Annotated in this window: 13 protein-coding genes; 8 read left to right on the top strand and 5 right to left on the bottom strand. The window is 72.5% G+C overall.

Annotated elements, in window-relative coordinates:
• Positions 1-53: 53 nt before the first annotated feature.
• The 4 genes from ACIP4Z_RS21470 to ACIP4Z_RS21455 all read right to left on the bottom strand — a co-directional run bounded on the left by ACIP4Z_RS21470 (position 54) and on the right by ACIP4Z_RS21455 (position 5,760).
• Positions 54-2,795, bottom strand: a complete 2,742-nt coding sequence (locus ACIP4Z_RS21470) for an SUKH-4 family immunity protein (RefSeq protein ID WP_401310316.1) — start codon at positions 2,793-2,795, stop codon at positions 54-56.
• Between the two features lie 8 nt (positions 2,796-2,803).
• Positions 2,804-3,817 (bottom strand): HNH endonuclease, encoded by a 1,014-nt coding sequence (locus tag ACIP4Z_RS21465; RefSeq protein WP_355346841.1) that lies wholly within the window; start codon positions 3,815-3,817, stop codon positions 2,804-2,806.
• Positions 3,818-4,021: 204 nt separating this feature from the next.
• The gene (locus ACIP4Z_RS21460) at positions 4,022-4,822 is read right to left on the bottom strand and encodes a hypothetical protein (protein WP_401310312.1); all 801 of its coding nucleotides are present in this window, start codon (positions 4,820-4,822) and stop codon (positions 4,022-4,024) included.
• Between the two features lie 176 nt (positions 4,823-4,998).
• A complete protein-coding gene (locus tag ACIP4Z_RS21455; protein WP_355346847.1) occupies positions 4,999-5,760 on the bottom strand; it encodes a hypothetical protein in 762 nt (253 codons plus the stop codon).
• Between the two features lie 427 nt (positions 5,761-6,187).
• On the opposite strand from ACIP4Z_RS21455, the gene ACIP4Z_RS21450 reads away from it, so the two are divergent.
• From ACIP4Z_RS21450 to ACIP4Z_RS21420, 7 genes are all read left to right on the top strand, one after another.
• Positions 6,188-6,697 (top strand): YwqJ-related putative deaminase, encoded by a 510-nt coding sequence (locus ACIP4Z_RS21450; RefSeq protein ID WP_355346850.1) that lies wholly within the window; start codon positions 6,188-6,190, stop codon positions 6,695-6,697.
• Positions 6,694-7,191, top strand: a complete 498-nt coding sequence (locus ACIP4Z_RS21445; RefSeq protein ID WP_355346853.1) for an SUKH-3 domain-containing protein — start codon at positions 6,694-6,696, stop codon at positions 7,189-7,191. Before ACIP4Z_RS21450 ends, ACIP4Z_RS21445 begins: the two co-directional genes overlap by 4 nt.
• A gap of 410 nt (positions 7,192-7,601) precedes the next feature.
• Positions 7,602-8,390, top strand: coding sequence for an ABC transporter ATP-binding protein (locus ACIP4Z_RS21440; RefSeq protein WP_188285264.1), 789 nt, complete (start codon positions 7,602-7,604; stop codon positions 8,388-8,390).
• Positions 8,387-10,954, top strand: a complete 2,568-nt coding sequence (locus ACIP4Z_RS21435) for an FtsX-like permease family protein (protein ID WP_355346857.1) — start codon at positions 8,387-8,389, stop codon at positions 10,952-10,954. The genes ACIP4Z_RS21440 and ACIP4Z_RS21435 overlap by 4 nt, the downstream gene beginning before the upstream one ends.
• 263 nt (positions 10,955-11,217) lie before the next feature.
• Positions 11,218-14,757, top strand: coding sequence for a transcription-repair coupling factor (mfd, locus tag ACIP4Z_RS21430; protein WP_401310306.1), 3,540 nt, complete (start codon positions 11,218-11,220; stop codon positions 14,755-14,757).
• A gap of 141 nt (positions 14,758-14,898) precedes the next feature.
• Positions 14,899-15,993 carry a glycoside hydrolase family 19 protein gene (locus ACIP4Z_RS21425; RefSeq protein WP_401310303.1) on the top strand — a complete coding sequence of 365 codons (1,095 nt, stop codon included), beginning with the start codon at positions 14,899-14,901 and terminating at the stop codon, positions 15,991-15,993.
• Between the two features lie 173 nt (positions 15,994-16,166).
• Positions 16,167-17,075: a hypothetical protein gene (locus tag ACIP4Z_RS21420; RefSeq protein WP_355346866.1), complete on the top strand. Its 909-nt coding sequence runs from the start codon at positions 16,167-16,169 to the stop codon at positions 17,073-17,075.
• A 31-nt stretch (positions 17,076-17,106) separates the two neighbouring features.
• On the opposite strand, the gene ACIP4Z_RS21415 is transcribed toward ACIP4Z_RS21420, so the two are convergent.
• Positions 17,107-18,789, bottom strand: a complete 1,683-nt coding sequence (locus ACIP4Z_RS21415; protein ID WP_401310299.1) for a DUF2079 domain-containing protein — start codon at positions 18,787-18,789, stop codon at positions 17,107-17,109.
• 260 nt (positions 18,790-19,049) lie between these two features.
• On the opposite strand from ACIP4Z_RS21415, the gene ACIP4Z_RS21410 reads away from it, so the two are divergent.
• A complete protein-coding gene (locus ACIP4Z_RS21410; protein WP_401310295.1) occupies positions 19,050-19,622 on the top strand; it encodes a hypothetical protein in 573 nt (190 codons plus the stop codon).
• Positions 19,623-19,641: the final 19 nt, after the last annotated feature.

Raw genomic sequence — 19,641 nt, 5'->3', positions numbered from 1 at the left:
CTGCTACGACCCGGCGGGACGGAACTTCTGTCGGCCGGGCCCTGGCGGGGCCGTTACAGCAGTCCGTCCCACATCTGCTCGATGAGGACCGACCACCAGTGGTCGGGCGAGGCGATGGCCGCCGGGTCCTGCGCGGCGAGCTGCGCCTGGAAGTCCACCGTCCAGCGGCCCGCCTGATCGGGCGTCAGCCCGATCCGCAGCCGCCACATCCGGCCCAGCAGCGCCAGGCAGCGGGCGAATTCCGGCAGGCTCGAATTGACGAACTGCGGCGGCGCGGGCTGTCCGCCCGGACCGGCCTCCAACGGCACCGCCACGATGTGCGCGGTGCCGTACTGCACACAGAGCTGACGGCCGAAGTCATTGCCCATCACCAGATACGAGCCCGCGTCCGACGCCGCCTGCACGCCGCGCTGCTGGGCCAGCTCCGCCAGCGTCGGCACCGGCTGGCCCGGCTGGGCCTGCGCCCAGAAGAACGGGCCGAAGTCCACCGGCAGCCCGGCCCACACCAGGGTCTGCGCCACGATGTCGGGCACGCCCTGCCGGGACACCGCCCGCTGGTCGAAGCGGAACAAGCCCTGCGGCCCGAAGGCCGACGCCAGTTCCTGCCCGATCACGTCGAGCGGCACCGGCGGCACCCGCAGCACCCTGTGCGGGTCGGGCATCGGCACCCGCTGCGGCTGCGGGCGCGCGGGCGCGCCCGCCACCTGGTGCAGCTCGCCCTGGTGCGTCAGCAGATGCTGGACGCCCTGCTGGCGGCTGGCGTGGTCCCTGCCGTACGGCGCGGTGTGGCTGATCCGCACCTGCGGCCAGGTCTCGCGGATCATCCGCGTGCAGTAACCGCCCGGCAGGTCGCACGACTCCAGCTCGGTGTGCAGTTCGAGCACCTGCTCGGGCCGCACGCCCATCGAGCGCAGCTCGTGCAGGATCTGCCACTCCGGGTGCGGAGTGCCGGGCGCCGAACGCCGGATGAGCTGCTGCTCGCTGCCGTCCTGGCCGCGGTACCGGAGCACCGCCATGTAGCCGGGGCCGACCGTGGGCACCGCCGTCGGCTGCGGGTAGCCGTAGCCGGGCGGCGGGGGCGGGGCCATGCCGCCGCCACCGGGCGGGGGCGGCGGCCCCATGGGCGCGCCGCCGGGACCCGCGAGCATCGTGGCCGCGTAGTGCGGGTCGTTGCCGCCGGGCCGGCCGGGCGCGCCGGGGCCCGCGCCGGGCGCCTGGGGTCCGGGCGGACCCGAAGGCCCTGCCAGCATCGTGGCCGCGTAGTGCGGGTCGTTGTTCCCCGCGGGCGGCGGGGGCGGCGACATGCCGGGGCCGGGCGGCGGCGGGGGCGGTCCCGTCGGACCGGTGGGTCCGGGAGGTCCGGGCGGCCCGCCGGGGCCCGCGAGCATGGTCGCCGCGTAGTGCGGGTCGTTGCCGCCGGGACGACCGGCGCCGGGCGGCGGCGGTCCCTGCGGGCCCTGCGGGCTCTGACCACCCGGCGGATTCTGCGGTACGAGCTGCGTCGGCAGGTAACCGCCCGCAGGAGCGGCGGCTCCCGGCGGGGGCGGCGGCGCGTCCGGGCTGCGGACCGGACCGCCCGAGGGCGGCGGCACATTGCCGCGGGCGGCCTTCGCCGTCTCCAGGTCGGCGATGTCGGCGGCACCGCGACCGGGGCCACCGGGCGGAGGCACGGATCCGGCGCCGAGGCCGCCGGGCGGCGGCAGCGGCACCGCGGGTCCGCCGGGCGGCGGGAATTCCGAACCCCCCACGGTGTGCGGCACGCCGGGCCTGGCGGGCGGCACGGGAGCCTGCGGCTCCACGGGCGGGGCGATCCGGGTCTTGGGCAACCCGCTGCCGCTCGGCAGCAGTTCGGTGCGGGCCTGCTCGGCCTCGGGGTCCTGCGCGACGTCCACCTGGTCGGAGCCGCTGATCGGCGGCGCGAAGACGGTCGCGGGCACCGGGACCGACTGGCCCTCGCCGCTGTCGCTGGTCGTCTTGCCCGCCCAACTGCCGCCGGGCACGGCCGGTTCCGCGGGCGCCGAGGGCGTCGCGGGCGCGTCGGCCGCCGGGGCCGGGCGCCGGTAGTCGATCCCGCCGGACGCGGCCGGTGCGACGGGAGCGCTGTCAGCGGGGGAGGGTGCGGGTGCGGGCGTTGAGGCGCCGGAGGAGGCGGGCCGCCGGTAGTCGATCCCGCCGGAGCCGGAGCCGGAGCCGGAGCCGGAGCCGGAGCCGGAGCCGGGCGCGGAGCCCGTACCGTCGCCCGGTCCCGAGGCGGGTCCCGAGGCCGCCGCCAGGCCGTACCCGCCGTCGGCGTCGGCCGCCGGGGCACGGTCGGCCGGGGCGCCGTGGGATCCGGGGGCGGCGGCATGCCACGCGGGAGCGTCGGCTCCCGCGCCCGCGGCGATACCGGCACCGTTGGTCCGGCTCGACCGGCGGTTGTCGGGGATGCCCATCTTGTCGGCCGCGTCCTGGAGCCACTGCGGCGGGCTCAGCAGGAAGGACGTGGCCTCCAGGTCGATGCGTTGCGGCGGGTCGGGCACCGCGTCGTTCGGCACCGGGCCGTACTCCTCCTCGTAACGCCTGATGAGTTCGCCGACGGGCAGGCCGGGCCACAAGGTGGCCTCGCCGCTGTCCTTGGCTATGACGACGCGGACGTCGCCGCCGTCGCCCGCGGACGGGCCGCCCTCGCGCGGCTCCGACCAGACGACGAAGCCGAGGTCGAATTCGCGGACCCGGATCTCCCGGGCCTCGTACGCGGGGACGTCGCCGTTGATCCAGCGCTCCGCCCGCTCCTGGGCCTGCGCGAAAGTGACCATGTCCGGCCTCATCCCTCCACCGGGACGGCGCTGGCGAAGCCCCCGTCCACCATCAGGTTCGCGACGGTCTCCAATTCCGGCGGATTGCCCGCGAGCCGGAGCAGGAACGCGTCGAGTGACTCACCGCAGGGCAGCAGCAGTTCGGCGACCCGGTCGGCGGGGGCGGCCCAGCGGTCGCCGTCGCGGACGTCGTCGTACGCGCAGAACCAGACCGAGCCGGTCCGCTCGCCCTTGACCTTGACCGCGAGCAGGCCGCCCTGGAGGTAGGAGATCGCCAGGAAGTCCTTGGTCAGGTGGTCGCGCAGGCACTTGTTCACGTACACCAGGTCGTTGACCGCGGCGTCGTCGCGGACGGTGAAGAACGGCTGGTCGATCAGCAGGCCGAGGTCCGGGTCGAGCGCGACGCCGCTCGGGGCGCAGCCGCCCGCCGCCTTCAGGAAGGTGCGGTAGCCGCCGGGCAGCCGGTAGCCCAGCTCCTCCTCGACGTCACGGACCTGCGACTCGGTGACCGCGACCGGGTCCTTCGGCAGTCCGAAGTGCACCGGGCGGGTCTCCTGGAGCGGCCGGGTGCCGCGCTTGGCGTGATCGGCGGAGGAGGCGGCGAGGCCCCCGTGGTGCCGCAGCAGCGCCTTGACCTCGACCGGTATCAGCTCCATCCGGCGGGTCCCGATGACGTGGTGCCAGGTCCAGCCGTGCGGGGTCGCGACGGGGGAGAGGCTGCCCCACAGCTCGTGGCCCGAGGCGTGCAGCGCCGCGTTCGCCGACACGTAGTCGGTCAGCCGCAGCTCGTCTATCCCGAAGCCCTCGGGGGGCTCGGCGATCTCCGCCACCGCCCGCGCGTACGGCGCGAAGTCCGGAATCCCGTTGTCGTCCACCCAGACACCCTGGGGATGGCGGGCGGCGCGTACCGGGTCGGGAAAATGCACGACCTGTCCGGCGTAGGCCGCGTTCGGCGGCGGCACGATACGTCCCCCGGCCCGCGGACCGGGAGGTGCGCCCAGCCCTTGCCGACCTGTCGTCATGGCGGTTGCCCCCTGCTGCGTCTGGCTGATGACCACAGCCTAGGGCCTCACCACCAGGGCAGAGCCAGGGCCTGTGGATAACTTGCCTGATCCGCCTGCCGCCGGGCCCGCGTCGGCAGCCGTCGACTCCGCGCCGACTCCGCCTCGACTCCGCGTCTGCGGCTGTCGGCCCCCGCGTCGGCCCCGCGTCGGCAGCCGCCGGGCTCAGTCGCCGGTCGCCGCCGCCCGCAGCTTCTCCGCCTGCTTCAGCGCGATCGCCGCCCGCAGCGTCGCCGTCTTGTGGTCGGCGCGCACCGTCTCGTACGCGGCCGTGGCGCCGCCGGACCTGACCACGGTGACCAAGACGACGCCCGCCGCGCCGCGCGCGGTGTCGGCGATCGTGTACGCCACCTCCTGGTCGCCCAGCGCGGGCCGGCCCGCGGGCGGCGCCACCGGCCGGACGGTGTAGGAGGTGACCCCGCCGTCGCGGGTGGCCTTGAAACCGCGGCAGGTCTTCAGCGCCGTGGTCAGCTCGTCCAGCACGGTCTCGGCGGTGCCGGGAGCGTAGGAGGCGATCACCTCCAGGCTGATCGCCTTCGCGTTCTTGTCCTTGTCCGCGGTGTCGGTGACCATCGCGCCGGTGTACACCTGCCGCGTGTGCTTGGGCCGGCTGCTCCATTGGTCGGCGACCGGCTGGCAGGCCGCGTTGTCGACCGTCGTGGCCGGGCCGAGGAGCTGCGTCTTGCTGCCCGCGGGCAGCACCTGGACGTGGGGGACGTCGGAGGACGTGAGCAGCGCGGAGGTGAGCTTGGCCGTCGACACCGCGCCGGACGCGCGGACCGGGCCCGGCTCCTTCTTCGCCTTGTCGTCGCCGCCCCCGCCCCCGCAGGCCGCGGTCAGCGCGAGCACCGGCACCAGGGCGGCGGCCGCCAGCACGGCGGTCCGCGTGTGCGGGCCGCCGCGTCGCAGGTCAGCGGCCGACTCCCGGCTACCGGTCAGTAGGCGACTGCGTGCACGTATCGGCATCTGGTGTTCCCCTGTGTTGTGTCCGTCCCCGGGATCGCACGGGCGACGGTCCGTTGCCGCGCGACTTTACGGCACCAGGGGCGCGATTTCGCCTGTGGGGCCGCTCACAAAGAGGCGCGCGAAAGCGGCCCCGGGGTGTGCCCCGAGACGGTCCCCGCAGGCCCTTCAGCGGACGGTCACTTCGCTTGCGCCGCCTTCAGCTTCTCGCTCTGCTTGCGCGCGACGTCGATGGGCAGGGTGCCCGCGCCGCCCGCCGACTTCACCGACAGGTACGCGGTGATGGTGTCGCCGGTCCGCACCACGCTCACCAGGGCCGCGCCGGACTTCTTGTCCGCGGTGTCGGCCATCACATAGGAGACGGCCTCGTCGCCGGTCGGCACCGCGGGGCCCTTGGCGATGGTGAACGGCGTCTTGGTGCCGGTGTTGTCCGTCGCGGTGAAGCTCTTGCAGGTGCCCAGCGCCGTCTTCACCGACTCGATGACCTTCTCGGCGTCACCGGGTGCGTGACTGGCGACCAGCATCTGGTTGATCGCGTCGGGGGTGGCGCTCGACGTCGTCTTCGCGAAGGCCGCGCCGACGAACGCCTTGCGCGGGATCTTCGGCTTGCTGCTGGTGATGTCGGCGAGCGGCTGGCACGCGGGCTTGTCCGCGGTCAGCGTGGAGGTGTCGGCGGAGTCGTCGGTCTGCGAGACCTGGATCGTCCAGCCGGGCACGTCGGCCTCGGCGATCAGCGCCTTGGTGAGCTGAGCCTTGGTGAGCGCCGAGCCGTCCGACGGACTGTCGGCGCCGCTCGTCGGAGCGGAGGCCGAGGCGGAGCCCGTGGCCTTGCCGCCCTTGCCGTCGGCGTCCTTGGAGCCGTCGGACGAGCCGGAGCAGGCCGCGGCGAGGACGAGGGCGGGGAGCACGGCGGCGGCCAGGCGGAGCCGGGTCTTGCGCATGGGGGGTCACGTTCCCTGATCGGCGGCAGCGGGTCCGCGGGCGCGGACCGACTGCCGATACTCCCGCCATGTCGGGCGCGCGTCCATGCCGCGCCGAAGCTGTGCCGCGGCTGTGCGTGCCTGACGCCCCCCGCTGTGCGCGCCCCCGCCGCCGACATGTGTTCGGGAAGCGCCCGCCGGGGACCGGCCGTCACCCTGCGTCGACCGTCCGCGCCCGTACGACGATCGCCCGCGACCGTATGGCGGCCGGTTTTGTGCACATGCTGTGCCCGCGTTGCCGACGCTCCGTCACACGACGGTGACATGGCCCACACACGATGGGCGCGGTGCCGCGTCCGGCTTCCCGTCGCATGGCCTGTTTGGCACTCTGAACGACATACGGGGGATCGCCCGCCCAGGCGGGCGGATGGAGGGACGCACACAGATCATGACAAGTCAGACCCAGGCGGCGGGGGCCGCCGATCCGCGCTTGAGCTGGAGCGGTTCGGACGATCCGGTGGGCCCGCCGGTGCTGCGGCACCGCAGGGACGGCATCATGCCCGCGGTCGCCGCGGCGCTGCTGATCCGCGACGACGTGCTGACCTGCACCGGCGCCAAAGGTGAGCAACCGCCCGTACTGCACCCGATCGTTCAGGACTTCCTGGACGCGCTGCCGGTCGCGCAGCGGGAACGGTTCGCCGGGCGCTGTCCCGAACCGGTGCTCATTTCACGCCACTTGACGGCAGTCGAGGCAAACCGGGGCAAGCGTGCGTCCCGCAAGCCGCTCACCCAGGGTGAGGCCCGCAAGGCGCTGCGCGGGGCGAAGCTCACCTCGCGGCGCATCCGGGAGGACGGCGACCCGACGCACGGCGCGTACGCCCCGCCCTGCCGCTCGTGCGCGCCGCTGCTGTCGCACCTGGGGGTCAAGCCGGTGGATCCGGCGGCCGAAGGAGTATGAGCATCCCGATGGCGGGCACCACCCGTTTCCCGGTCGGCGTCGACGCCGCGCTGCGCGCCGCGGGCTGGCGGCCGGGGCGCTGGGACATCAAGCAGGCCGAGTTCTGGGCGGACCGGCTGCGGGCGTACGAGTCGCCGGGCGGCCACCGGCACGCCGTCTTCCCCGCCGCGGTCGAGGCGTGGGCGGAGTTCGGCGGCCTGCTGATCCCCGGCGCCTCGGGTCCCGGCCGGCAGATCGCCCCCACGGCCATCGCCGTCGACCCGCTGCGCGGCCTGCACCTGGCGCGGACCTTCGGCGATCTCGGCCGCGCCCTGGAGACCGACATCAGCCCGCTCGGCGAGGAGCCCGCGTCCGGCGCGCTGCTCGCGATCGACGCCGAGGGCCGCGTCTACACCGTCGACCACACCGGCGACTGGTACGTGGGCCCCGACATCGACCGCGCGCTGACCGCCCTGATCGGCGGCGTACGCCCGGTGCGCCTCACGATGCACTGACCTTCGCCGGGTTGAGCCGCGAAAGACCGGCTCACGGCGAACCCGTCCACGACGGACCGCCCGCGTCCGCGGCCGTGGACGCGGGCGTCCCCCCGGCCATGACGACCCCTCAACTCCCGTACGTGTAAAGGACACCTTCGCGCGGTCGCGGCGACGTCCCCGACACGGGGATGAGCCTCAGGTAGCAGACCCCTAGGGGGAGGTACCTACTTTTGGTGGCCATCGGTTCGTACCGGCGGATGACGATCCCGGGCCGTCCGTTCCATACGGTCATGAGGCGGGGTGGGGATAGCCCCACCCACAAGACGGAGACCTCCCCCATCGTGCCGGGGGACGCCGCTCCGACAAGCTGAGCACACCGGCTCAACAGGGCCTGGTCAGGGCCCGCATCGACCTCACAGGAGATTCACGTGACAACGGCAGTGACGATTCCCAAGTCCGGGGGCAGCGGAGAGCGTCCGGCCGTTGCCGCAGCAGGCCGAGCGGTGACGAAGGCGTACGGCAGCGGCGAGACGCGCGTCCTGGCGCTCGACGCGGTGGACGTCGACATCGCGCGCGGCCGGTTCACCGCGATCATGGGCCCCTCGGGCTCCGGCAAGTCCACGCTGATGCACTGCCTGGCCGGGCTGGACACCGTGTCCGAGGGCCGGATCTGGATCGGCGACACCGAGATCACCACCCTCAAGGACAAGAAGCTCACCCAGCTCCGCCGGGACAAGATCGGCTTCATCTTCCAGTCCTTCAACCTGCTGCCGACGCTCAACGCGGCGGAGAACATCACGCTGCCCATGGACATCGCGGGCCGCAAGGTGGACCGCGACTGGTTCGACCGGGTGGTGGAGACCGTCGGTCTCGCCGGGCGCCTCAAGCACCGCCCCACGCAGCTCTCCGGCGGTCAGCAGCAGCGCGTCGCGGTCGCCCGCGCCCTCGCCGCCCGTCCCGAGATCATCTTCGGTGACGAGCCGACCGGAAACCTCGACTCCCGCGCCGGCGCCGAAGTCCTCGGCTTCCTGCGCAAATCGGTGGACGAACTGGGCCAGACCATCGTGATGGTCACCCACGACCCGGTCGCCGCCTCCTACTCCGACCGCGTGCTGTACCTGGCGGACGGCCGGATCGTCGACGAGATGCAGAACCCGACCGCCGACGGCGTCCTGGAGCGCATGAAGTCCTTCGACGGTCGCGGGAGGACCTCGTGACCGTCCTGAAGACATCGGTGCGCAACTTCCTCGCGCACAAGGGACGCATGGCGCTGTCCGCCGTCGCCGTCCTGCTCTCGGTGGCGTTCGTGTGCGGCACGCTCGTGTTCACCGACACCATGACCGCCACCTTCGACAAGCTCTTCGGCTCCACCGCCTCCGACGTCACCATCAGCGCCAAGAAGGTCGACGACGCGCAGGAGACCGGACGGCCCGACACCGTGCCCGCCTCGCTCCAGCAGACCCTGCTCAAGGTGCCGGGCGTCGCCAAGTCCTACCCCGACGTCACCAGCGACCAGGTGACGGTCGCCGACGCGAACAACAAGAGCATCAGCCCGACCAGCGGCGCCCCGACCATCGTCAGCAACTGGGACCCGACCGAGACCAAGGCCGTCGAGCTGTCCTCGGGCAACACCCCGCGCGGGCCCACCGACGCGGTGATCGACGCCGACACCGCCGACAAGCACCACCTGAAGATCGGCGACACGCTGCGGGTCATCGCCGCCCCCGGCGACTTCCACGTCACGATCTCCGGCATCGTCACCTTCAAGACCACCAACCCCGGCGCGGCCGTCATCTACATCGAGACCGCCACCGCCCAGGCCAAGCTGCTCGGTGACAGCCACGCGTACACCGGCTACGGCCTGACCGCCGCCAAGGGCGTCACCGACGACCGCCTCAAGGCGGACGTCACGACGGCCATCGGCGCGGGCAAGTACACCGTCGACACCGCCGCCGAGACCAAGAAGAAGGACAAGGACGACGTCGGCAGCTTCCTGAACTTCATGAAGTACGCGATGCTCGGCTTCGCGGGCATCTCGGTCCTGGTCGGCATCTTCCTCATCGTCAACACCTTCTCCATGCTGGTCGCCCAGCGCACCCGCGAGATCGGCCTGATGCGGGCCCTCGGCTCCAGCCGCAAGCAGGTCAACCGGTCGGTGCTGGTCGAGGCGGTGCTGCTCGGCGTCGTCGGCTCGGTGCTCGGCATCGGCGGCGGCATCGGCCTGGCCATCGCCCTGATGAAGCTCATGGGCCAGGCGGGCATGAAGCTCGACACCTCCGAGCTGACCATCAAGGCCACCACCCCGATCGTCGGCCTGGCCATCGGCGTCATCGTCACCGTGATCTCCGCCTACATCCCGGCCCGCAGGGCCGGACGGATCTCCCCGATGGCCGCGCTGCGCGACGCGGGCACCCCCACCGACGCGAAGTCCGGCCGGATCCGCGCCGCGATCGGCGTCCTGGTCTGCGCGATCGGCGCCGTGGCGCTGGTCGGCGCGGGACAGTCGGACAAGGCGTCCTCCGGCGGCGGACTGCTGGGCCTGGGCGTGCTGTTCAGCCTGGTCGGCTTCGTGATCATCGGCCCGCTGCTGGCCGGTGTGATCGTACGAGCGGTCAGCGCGGTCATCCTGCGGTTCTTCGGACCGATGGGCCGCCTCGCGGAGCGCAACGCGCTGCGCAACCCGCGCCGTACCGGTGCCACCGCCTCCGCGCTGATGATCGGCCTCGCGCTGGTCGCCGGCATGTCGGTGGTCGGCTCGTCCATGGTGGCCTCCGCCGACGACCAGCTCGACAAGTCGGTCGGCGCGGACTTCATCCTCCAGCCCGACGGCGGCCAGCCGCTGACCCCCGCCCTGGTGGCGGCGATCAAGTCGGCCTCCCACATGGAGCACTTCACCGAGTACGCGGGCGTCAACGCCAAGGTCACGCTGCCCGACGGCAAGACGGTCACCAAGCAGTTCAGCGCGGTCAGCCCGACCTACGCCGACGACCTGCGGCTCAAGACCGTGAAGGGCGATCTGAAGGACGCGTACGCGAAGAACGGCATGTCCGTCAACGAGGCGTACGCCAAGGACCACCACATCAAGATCGGTGACGAGCTGCCGGTGACGATGATCGGCGGCACGCCGACCAAGCTCCGCGTCAACGTCATCACCAGCGACGACACCACGGTCGACCACGGCGCCTGGTACACCAACCTGGCCACCGCCAAGCAGTACCTCCCGGCGGACAAGCAGCCGCTCGACCAGATCATGTTCGCCAAGGCCGTCGACGGCCAGGCCAAGGAGGCGGGCGCCTCGCTCACCGCGGCCGTCAAGGACTACCCGCAGCTCAAGGTCCGCGACCAGTCCGACTTCAAGGACCTCATCCACAAGCAGGTCAACCAGCTCCTGTACATGATCTACGGGCTGCTCGGCCTCGCGATCATCGTCGCCATCCTGGGCGTGGTGAACACCCTCGCCCTGTCGGTGGTCGAGCGCACCCGGGAGATCGGCCTGATGCGGGCGATCGGCACCTCCCGGCGCCAGCTGCGCCGGATGATCCGCCTCGAATCGGTGGTCATCGCGCTCTTCGGCGCGCTGGTCGGCCTCGGTCTCGGCCTCGGCTGGGGCACCACGGGACAGAAGGTGCTGGCCTCCCAGGGCCTCGGCGTCCTCCAGATCCCGTGGACGACGATCATCCTGGTCTTCATCGGCTCCGCGGTCGTCGGCCTGCTGGCCGCGCTGCTCCCGGCCTTCCGGGCGGGGCGGATGAACGTACTGAACGCGATCGCCACGGACTGACGCCGCCGGTCGCACCGGCCGGTGGCGCAGGTCACCACAGACGCGGCCCCGGAAGCGCAACCCCCCGCGCTCCGGGGCCGCCCGCGCGTCCCGCACCCCGGTCCGCCCCCCCGCCGGGCGTCCCCGCCCACGGGCTCCGCGGCCCCGCGCCTCACGCGATGGCCTGTGGCTGTCGGCGGTACGTCGTACGCTGGAGGTACCCCCGGCCCGTGACACGTGTCGGGTGCTTCGCGTTGCCTCTGCCCCGGGACGGAAAACCCCTCATGAGTCTGAACGGTCTGGTCGACGTCGTCGTCGAGGACGCCGCCCTCGCGGAAGCGGTGGAGGCCGCCGCCTCCGGCGCCCGGCCGATGGTGGACCTGGTGGGGCCGCCCGCCGCGCGTCCCCTGGCCATCGCGGCGCTCGCGGCCCGCGCGCACCGCACCGTACTGGCGGTCACGGCGACCGGCCGCGAGGCGGAGGACCTGGCCGCCGCGCTGCGCACCCTGCTGCCGCCGGACGCCGTCGCCGAGTACCCGGCGTGGGAGACGCTGCCGCACGAGCGGCTGTCCCCGCGCAGCGACACCGTAGGCCGCCGCCTGGCCGTCCTGCGCCGCCTGGCGCACCCGCGGGCCGACGACGCGGCGACCGGACCCGTACAGGTCGTGGTCGCCCCCATCAGGTCCGTGCTGCAACCGCAGGTCAAGGGCCTGGGCGACCTGGAGCCCGTCGCCTTGCGGACCGGGCAGAGCGCCGACCTGGGCACCGTCACCGAGGGCCTGGCGGCAGCCGCGTACTCCCGCGTCGAGCTGGTCGAGAAGCGCGGCGAATTCGCGGTGCGCGGCGGCATCCTCGACGTCTTCCCGCCGACCGAGGAGCACCCGCTGCGGGTGGAGTTCTGGGGCGACGACGTCGAGGAGATCCGCTACTTCAAGGTCGCCGACCAGCGCTCCCTCGAAGTCGCCGAGCACGGCCTGTGGGCGCCGCCCTGCCGTGAGCTGCTCCTCACCGACCAGGTGAAGGAGCGGGCCGCGGCGCTGTCGGTCGCCCACCCCGAGCTGCACGAGCTGCTGGACAAGATCGCCGAGGGCATCGCGGTGGAGGGCATGGAGTCCCTGGCCCCGGTGCTGGTCGACGACATGGAGCTGCTGCTCGACGTGCTCCCGGCGGGCAGCATGGCCGTGGTGTGCGACCCGGAGCGGGTCCGTACCCGCGCCGCCGACCTGGTGGCGACCTCCCGCGAATTCCTGGAGGCGTCCTGGGCGGCGTCGGCCGGCGGCGGCGAGGCGCCGATCGACCTCGGCGCGGCCTCGCTGTGGTCGATCGCCGACGTCCGCGACCGGGCCCGCGAGCTGGGCGTCCCCTGGTGGTCGGTGAGCCCCTTCGCGGCCGACGAGGCCGACGACCTGGCCGCCGACACCCTCAAGCTGGGCATGCACGCGCCCGAGCTGTACCGCGGCGACACCGCCCGCGCGCTCGCCGACACCAAGGGCTGGCTGGCCGACGGCTGGCGCACCGTCTACGTCACCGAGGGCCAGGGCCCGGCCGCCCGCGTGGTGGAGGTGCTGGGCGGCGAGGGCATCGCCGCCCGCCTCGACATCGAGCTGGCCGACCTCGCGGCGTCCGTGGTCCACGTGGCGACCGGCTCCATCGAGCACGGCTTCATCGACCCGGCGCTCAAGCTCGCCGTGCTCACCGAGACCGACCTGTCGGGGCAGCGCTCGTCCACCAAGGACATGGGCCGGATGCCGTCCCGGCGGCGCAAGACCATCGACCCGCTCACCCTCCAGGCGGGCGACTACATCGTGCACGAGCAGCACGGCGTCGGCCGCTATGTGGAGATGGTGCAGCGCACCGTGCAGGGCGCCACCCGCGAGTACCTGCTGGTCGAGTACGCGCCCGCCAAGCGCGGCCAGCCGGGCGACCGGCTCTTCGTCCCCACCGACCAGCTCGAACAGGTCACCAAGTACGTCGGCGGCGAGGCCCCCTCGCTGCACCGGCTCGGCGGCGCGGACTGGACGAAGACCAAGGCGCGGGCGAAGAAGGCGGTCAAGGAGATCGCCGCCGACCTGATCAAGCTGTACTCGGCGCGGATGGCCGCCCCCGGCTACACCTTCGGGCCCGACACCCCCTGGCAGCGCGAGCTGGAGGACGCCTTCCCGTACGCGGAGACGGCCGACCAGCTCACCACCATCGCCGAGGTCAAGGAGGACATGGAGAAGTCCGTCCCCATGGACCGGCTGATCTGCGGCGACGTCGGCTACGGCAAGACCGAGATCGCGGTGAGGGCGGCCTTCAAGGCCGTGCAGGACGGCAAGCAGGTCGCCGTGCTGGTGCCGACCACGCTGCTGGTGCAGCAGCACATGGGCACCTTCGCCGAGCGGTACGCGCAGTTCCCGGTCAAGGTGCGGGCGCTGTCGCGGTTCCAGACCGACAGCGAGGCCAAGGCCACCATCGAGGGGCTGCGGGACGGCACCGTGGACCTGGTGATCGGCACCCACCGGCTCTTCTCCTCCGAGACGAAGTTCAAGGACCTGGGCCTGGTCATCGTCGACGAGGAGCAGCGCTTCGGCGTCGAGCACAAGGAGCAGCTCAAGAAGCTGCGGGCCAACGTGGACGTGCTGACCATGTCCGCCACCCCGATCCCGCGCACCCTGGAGATGGCGGTCACCGGCATCCGCGAGATGTCCACCATCACCACCCCGCCGGAGGAGCGGCACCCGGTGCTGACCTTCGTCGGCCCGTACGAGGAGCGGCAGATCGGCGCCGCGATCCGGCGTGAACTGCTGCGCGAGGGCCAGGTCTTCTACATCCACAACCGGGTGGAGTCGATCGACCGGGCGGCGGCGCGGCTGCGCGCCATCGTGCCGGAGGCGCGGATCGCCACCGCGCACGGGCAGATGGGGGAGTCGCAGCTCGAACAGGTCGTGGTCGACTTCTGGGAGAAGCGGTTCGACGTGCTGGTGTCCACCACGATCGTGGAGTCGGGCATCGACATCGCCAACGCCAACACCCTGATCGTGGAGCGCGGCGACACCTTCGGGCTCAGCCAGCTCCACCAGTTGCGCGGGCGCGTCGGCCGCTCGCGCGAACGCGGCTACGCGTATTTCCTGTACCCGCCGGAGAAGCCGCTGACCGAGACCGCGCACGAGCGGCTCGCCACCATCGCCCAGCACACCGAGATGGGCGCGGGCATGTACGTCGCCATGAAGGACCTGGAGATCCGCGGCGCGGGCAATCTGCTGGGCGGCGAGCAGTCCGGGCACATCGCGGGCGTCGGATTCGACCTGTACGTACGGATGGTGGGCGAGGCCGTCGCCGACTACCGCTCGGCGCTGGAGAGCGGCGGCGAGCCGGAGGAGACGCTGCTCGACGTCAAGATCGAACTGCCGGTGGACGCGCACGTCCCGCACGACTACGCGCCGGGCGAGCGGCTGCGGCTCCAGGCGTACCGGGCCATCGCGGCGGCCAACACGGCCGAGGACATCGCGGCGGTCCGCGAGGAGCTGACCGACCGCTACGGCAAGCTGCCGGAGCCGGTGGAGAATCTGCTGCTGGTGGCGGGGCTGCGGATGCTGGCCCGCAAGGTCGGCGTCAGCGACATCACCCTCCAGGGCGCCAACGTCCGCTTCGGCCCGGTGGAGTTGCGCGAGTCGCAGGAGCTGCGGCTGAACCGGCTCTACCCGCGCACGGTGCTCAAGCACGCGACGAAGCAGATCCTCGTCCCGCGTCCGACGACGGCGCGGATCGGCGGCAAGCCGGTGGTGGGCCGCGAACTGCTGGAGTGGACGGCGGAGTTCCTGACGACGGTGCTGGACAACTGACGACGGTGCTGGACAACTAGGGCTGTTCCAGCCGGTTTCCCACCGCCCGGCGGACGTTCAATGGTCTGGACCTTGACAGGTCCAGACCATTCCGCTTGAGTCTGTCCCGACCCCACTCGAACCCCCACAAGGAGTGGTCACGTGTCGAGACAACGGCTCATAGCGTTCCTCACCGCACTCGCGGTCGCGATAGGGATCGCCATCCTCGTACCGCTGGCGTCCACCGCCTCCGCCGCGGGCTGCTCCACCGCGTGGAACTCGTCGTCGGTGTACACCGGCGGCATGGGCGCGTCGTACAACAGCCACAACTGGCTGGCGAAGTGGTGGACCCAGGGCGAGACGCCCGGCGCCGCCGACGTCTGGTCGGACCAGGGCGCCTGTACCGGCGGTTCGGGCGGCACCGGCGGCACCACGGGCGGCACCGGCGGGACCTGCAACTACCCGGCGTGGGTCCAGGGCCACAACTACGTCGCCGGTGACATCGTCAAGTACAGCAACGGCAACTACTACAAGGCCTCCCACGACAACCCGGGCTACGACCCCACCATCAGCACCTGGTACTGGGACCCGTTCGGCTGCAACGGCGGCGGTACGACCACCCCGCCCGGCAACCCGAGCGGATTCGTCGTCACCGAGGCCCAGTTCAACCAGATGTTCCCGAACCGGAACTCCTTCTACACCTACAGCGGCCTGACCGCGGCGCTCAGCGCGTACCCCGGTTTCGCGAACACCGGCAGCGACACGGTGAAGAAGCAGGAGGCCGCGGCCTTCCTCGCCAACGTCAGCCACGAGACCGGCGGCCTCGTCTACATCGTCGAGCAGAACACCGCGAACTACTCGCACTACTGCGACGCGAGCCAGTCCTACGGCTGCCCGGCCGGACAGTCCGCGTACTACGGCCGCGGGCCGATCCAGTTGAGCTGGAACTTCAACTACAAGGCCGCGGGCGACGCGCTCGGCATCGACCTGCTGCACAACCCCAACCTGGTGCAGACCGACTCGGCCGTCGCCTGGAAGACCGGCCTGTGGTACTGGAACACCCAGACCGGCCCCGGCACCATGACCCCGCACAACGCCATGGTCAACGGCGCCGGATTCGGTGAGACCATCCGCAGCATCAACGGCAGCATCGAGTGCAACGGCGGCAACCCCGCGCAGGTGCAGAGCCGGGTCAACTCCTACCAGAGCTTCGTCTCGATCCTCGGAGTCCCGGCGGGCAACAACCTGAGCTGCTGACCCGGCGTCGTCCCACGGACGCACGCAAGGCCGTACGCACGCAAGGCCGTACGCACGCAAGGCCGTACGCACGCAAGGCCGTACACAGGTAAGGCCGTACGCGCCAGCCTGTACGCACGCTTCATCCGACGCGCCCCGCTCACCACGAGCGGGGCGCGTTAGTGTGAGCGGCTGTGACGATCACCGGAGCGGGGACGAACGTACGGCCGCTGGCGGCGGGACAGCGCGCGCGGCTGCTGGTCGGGGACATCGACGGCGGCGAGCCGCGCCTGGTGTACGAGACGGCGGACAGCGCGCTGGAGGCGCCGAACTGGTCGCCGGACGGCCGCTGGCTGGTCTTCAACCAGGACGGGCTTCTGCTGCGGATCGCCCCCGGCGGCGGGGCGCCCGAGGTCATCGACACCGGCGGCATCACGGACGCCAACAACGACCATGTGCTCTCGCCGGACGGCGGCACGGTCTATCTGTCGGCGGGCGACGGGCACATCCACGCCGTGCCGTTCGAGGGCGGACCCGCGCGCCGGGTCACCAACGACCGCGGCCCCGGACCCTTCCGGCACTTCCTGCACGGCGTCTCGCCCGACGGCCGCACGCTGGCGTACGTGGGCGTCGAGCCGTACGGCGGCGACGAGTGGGGCTACCGCAACATCTTCACCGTCCCCGCGGCCGGCGGCCCCGACACCCGGCTGACGGACTCTCCCGCGCCCGCGGACGGCCCGGAGTTCAGCCCCGACGGCGCCTGGATCTACTTCAACTCCGAGCACGGCGCGACCGTCCCCGGCCACGCCCAGCTCTTCCGGATGCGGCCGGACGGCACCGAGTTGACGCGGCTCACCTCGGACGCCCGCGTCAACTGGTTCCCGCACCTGTCACCCGATGGACGACACGTCCTCTACATCAGCTTCCCGCCCGGCACCGAGGGGCACCCGGCCGACCGCGACGTCGTCCTGCGCGTCATGGACCCGGACGGCGGCGCCCCGCGTGACGTCCTGGCCTTCCCCGGCGGCCAGGGCAGCCTCAACGTCAACAGCTGGGCCCCGGACAGCCGCCGCTTCGCCTACGTCGACTACCCGACGGCCTGAGCCGGTCCCGCTGCGCCCGACGCGCCCGGCCCTAGCCGTTCGGCGGGCTCGTCCGGTGCATGATCACATAGCCCTCGGCGTTGACGATCTGCTGATATTCGGCGTTCGGGTGGAGCTGCTTGGCGTAGGTGAGCGGATCGGGCACCCAGCCGGAGGAGTTGTCGATCACGATGTAGTCCGGGCTGATGCCCTGCGTGTCGCCGACCCAGTACACCGTGGTCCGGTGGACGAGACGGCTGATCGGCCCGACGTTCGCCTCCACCGAGGAGCCGCTGGGCACCGTCTCGAGCAGCTTCTCCACGGCCTTGGTGTGCGCGTCGACCTTGTAGGTGTCGGAGTGGCTGAGCGAGGCCAGCGGCATCGTCAAGGTGAGCGCCAGCGCGGCGCCCGCCGCCGCCGCGGGCAGCCCCGAGGCGTACGAGCGCAGCCAGGGCCGCGGGCTCCTGCGGGAGAGCGCCGCCGCGTCCACGAGGGCGAGGAAGACCACCGGCATCAGCACCGCGCTGTAGTGCCAGTCGGTGCCCCAGTAGTGGTCGTCGTGCGAGATGAACCGCCAGCCGATGGTCGGCAGCGCGGCCAGCAGCAGCGGCGAACGCAGCGCCAGCAGGCCGGTGGTCGGCAGCAGAATCCACAGCAGGGTGTGCACGGCGGTGCCGAACGGGATGTGCCCCGGCATCGGCGCCCCGTTGCCGTTCAGCTTGTTCCAGTAGTCGTATCCGCCCGCGCTGTTGAACGCCGGGATGATCACCGCGAAGGCGAGCGCGGAGGCCAGCACCCCGAGGCTGACCAGCCCCAGCGCGTACGGCCCGTACCGCATGCCGTCGCTGAGCCGCGGCGGCTCCTCGGCCCGCGTCCCGCTCTCGTCGGCCTCCGGGGCCTCCGGGGTCTCGCCGCCGTCGGCGCGCGGCGCCGGGACGACGTCCTCGCCCCGCGCGGACCCGGACCCGCCGACGGCCCCGGACCCGGCGACCGACCCCGCCCCTGACGGCGCCCCGGACATGGCCTCGGACCCGGCGTCCGGCCCGGTCTCCTTGCGGGTGCGCAGCCATACGATCGCGCCGATCGCGGCGGCCGTGACGCCCATGTCCTCCTTGACGAAGATCAGCGGCAGCGCCCACCACATCGCCGGCGCCCACCTCCGGCGCAGCACCGCCTCCAGCGAGAACGCCAGCAGCGGCATCGCGAAGGCGATCTCGTGGAAGTCGAACTCGACCGCCCGCTGCACGCCCCACGACAGCCCGTACGCCACGCCGACGGCCAGTCCGCGCCCGCGGCCCAGCAGATGGGCGGCGCCCCGGGTCACGGGCACGATCGACAGCGCGAACAGCAGCGCCTGCGCGACCAGCAGCGTCACCGGGCTCGGGAACACCCGGTAGAAGGGGGCGATCAGGGCGGTGATCGGACTGAAGTGGTCACCGAGGATGTTGAAGCCGGGGCCCTTGAGGTCGGCGACCGGCGCGTGGAAGTGCGCGTAGGAGCCGACCGCCTGCTCGAAGATGCCCAGGTCCCAGGACATCGTGAGCATCCGCCGGTAGCGGGTGACCGACAGCGCGAGGAACGCCGCGAAGAAGACGGTGGCCAGCAGATACGGGTCGACGCGCGGCCCGATGCCGCCGAGCCTGAAGCCGGTCGTCGGCGCGTCGTCGACCGTGGTGCCGCCGGGCGCGGCGGCTCTGGTGTCCTGCGCCGGTATGACGGCCTCGGCCCTGTCCATCGTCGGTCCTCCCGCGGAAGCTGGGTCGGGGTCTGCCGGAAAAGATACGGGACGCGGCTGTGCCGGGGGCACTCCTGAACCCGCCATCCCCACTCACCTCCGCCACTCGCGTCCCGGCACCACGGGCCCGCCGCTCCCGGCGGACCGGCGCGGCCCCGCGGTGTCCGTCCCGTATGCACCGTTATGCGGTGCTTCACCGCGAGAAAGATACCCCTCGGCCGCCGCTGTCCCGGCGGCCCGCGCCGCATATGCTGCCCGCCGTGAAAACGTGGACGAACGCGCATCGGCTCTGGATACTCCTCGCGGGCGCCGCGGCCGTGGCGGTGGCCGCCACCGTGACCGCCTTGGTCCTGACGTCCTCCGGCCCCGGCAAGGAGCGGGCCCTGCCGCCGGCCCGGGCGCGTACGTACACCGACCAGCAGGCGTGTCTGCTCACCGGGGAGCGCGGTCTGGCGGACCCGGCGGCGGCGCCGGTGTGGGCGGGGATGCGGGACGCCTCGGCCGGGACGCACGCGAAGGTCAGCTATCTGGCGATGGCGGGGGAGCAGAGCGCGGCGGCGGCCGGGCCCTATCTGGCGACCCTGGCCGACCGCAAGTGCACGGTCGTCCTGACGGTCGGCGCGGCCCCCGACGGCGCGGTCCCGGCGGCGGGACCGAAGTTCCCCGGCACGCGCTTCGTCGTCGTGGGGGAGAAGGCCGTGGGGGAGAAGGCGGGCGGTACGGGCGGTACGGCTGACGCGCCCGGTGCGAATGTCACCGCCGTGCCCGGGGGCTCCGCCGCGAGCACGCGCAAGGCGGTCGAGGCCGCCGTGACCGACGCGCTGCGTTACTGAGGCGTCGCTGAGACGTCGT

The organism is Streptomyces sp. NPDC088910 (assembly GCF_044749865.1).
In the GTDB taxonomy this organism is placed as follows: Bacteria; Actinomycetota; Actinomycetes; order Streptomycetales; family Streptomycetaceae; genus Actinacidiphila.
This window is presented reverse-complemented; position numbering and strand designations above follow the sequence as displayed.

Coding starts and splice junctions, on each gene's coding strand:
- ACIP4Z_RS21465 (WP_355346841.1), bottom strand. CDS start 3,817: ATGACGACAGGTCGGCAAGGGCTGGGCGCACCTCCCGGTCCGCGGGCC.
- ACIP4Z_RS21460 (WP_401310312.1), bottom strand. CDS start 4,822: ATGCCGATACGTGCACGCAGTCGCCTACTGACCGGTAGCCGGGAGTCG.
- ACIP4Z_RS21450 (WP_355346850.1), top strand. CDS start 6,188: ATGACAAGTCAGACCCAGGCGGCGGGGGCCGCCGATCCGCGCTTGAGC.
- ACIP4Z_RS21455 (WP_355346847.1), bottom strand. CDS start 5,760: ATGCGCAAGACCCGGCTCCGCCTGGCCGCCGCCGTGCTCCCCGCCCTC.
- ACIP4Z_RS21445 (WP_355346853.1), top strand. CDS start 6,694: ATGAGCATCCCGATGGCGGGCACCACCCGTTTCCCGGTCGGCGTCGAC.
- mfd (WP_401310306.1), top strand. CDS start 11,218: ATGAGTCTGAACGGTCTGGTCGACGTCGTCGTCGAGGACGCCGCCCTC.
- ACIP4Z_RS21415 (WP_401310299.1), bottom strand. CDS start 18,789: ATGGACAGGGCCGAGGCCGTCATACCGGCGCAGGACACCAGAGCCGCC.
- ACIP4Z_RS21470 (WP_401310316.1), bottom strand. CDS start 2,795: ATGGTCACTTTCGCGCAGGCCCAGGAGCGGGCGGAGCGCTGGATCAAC.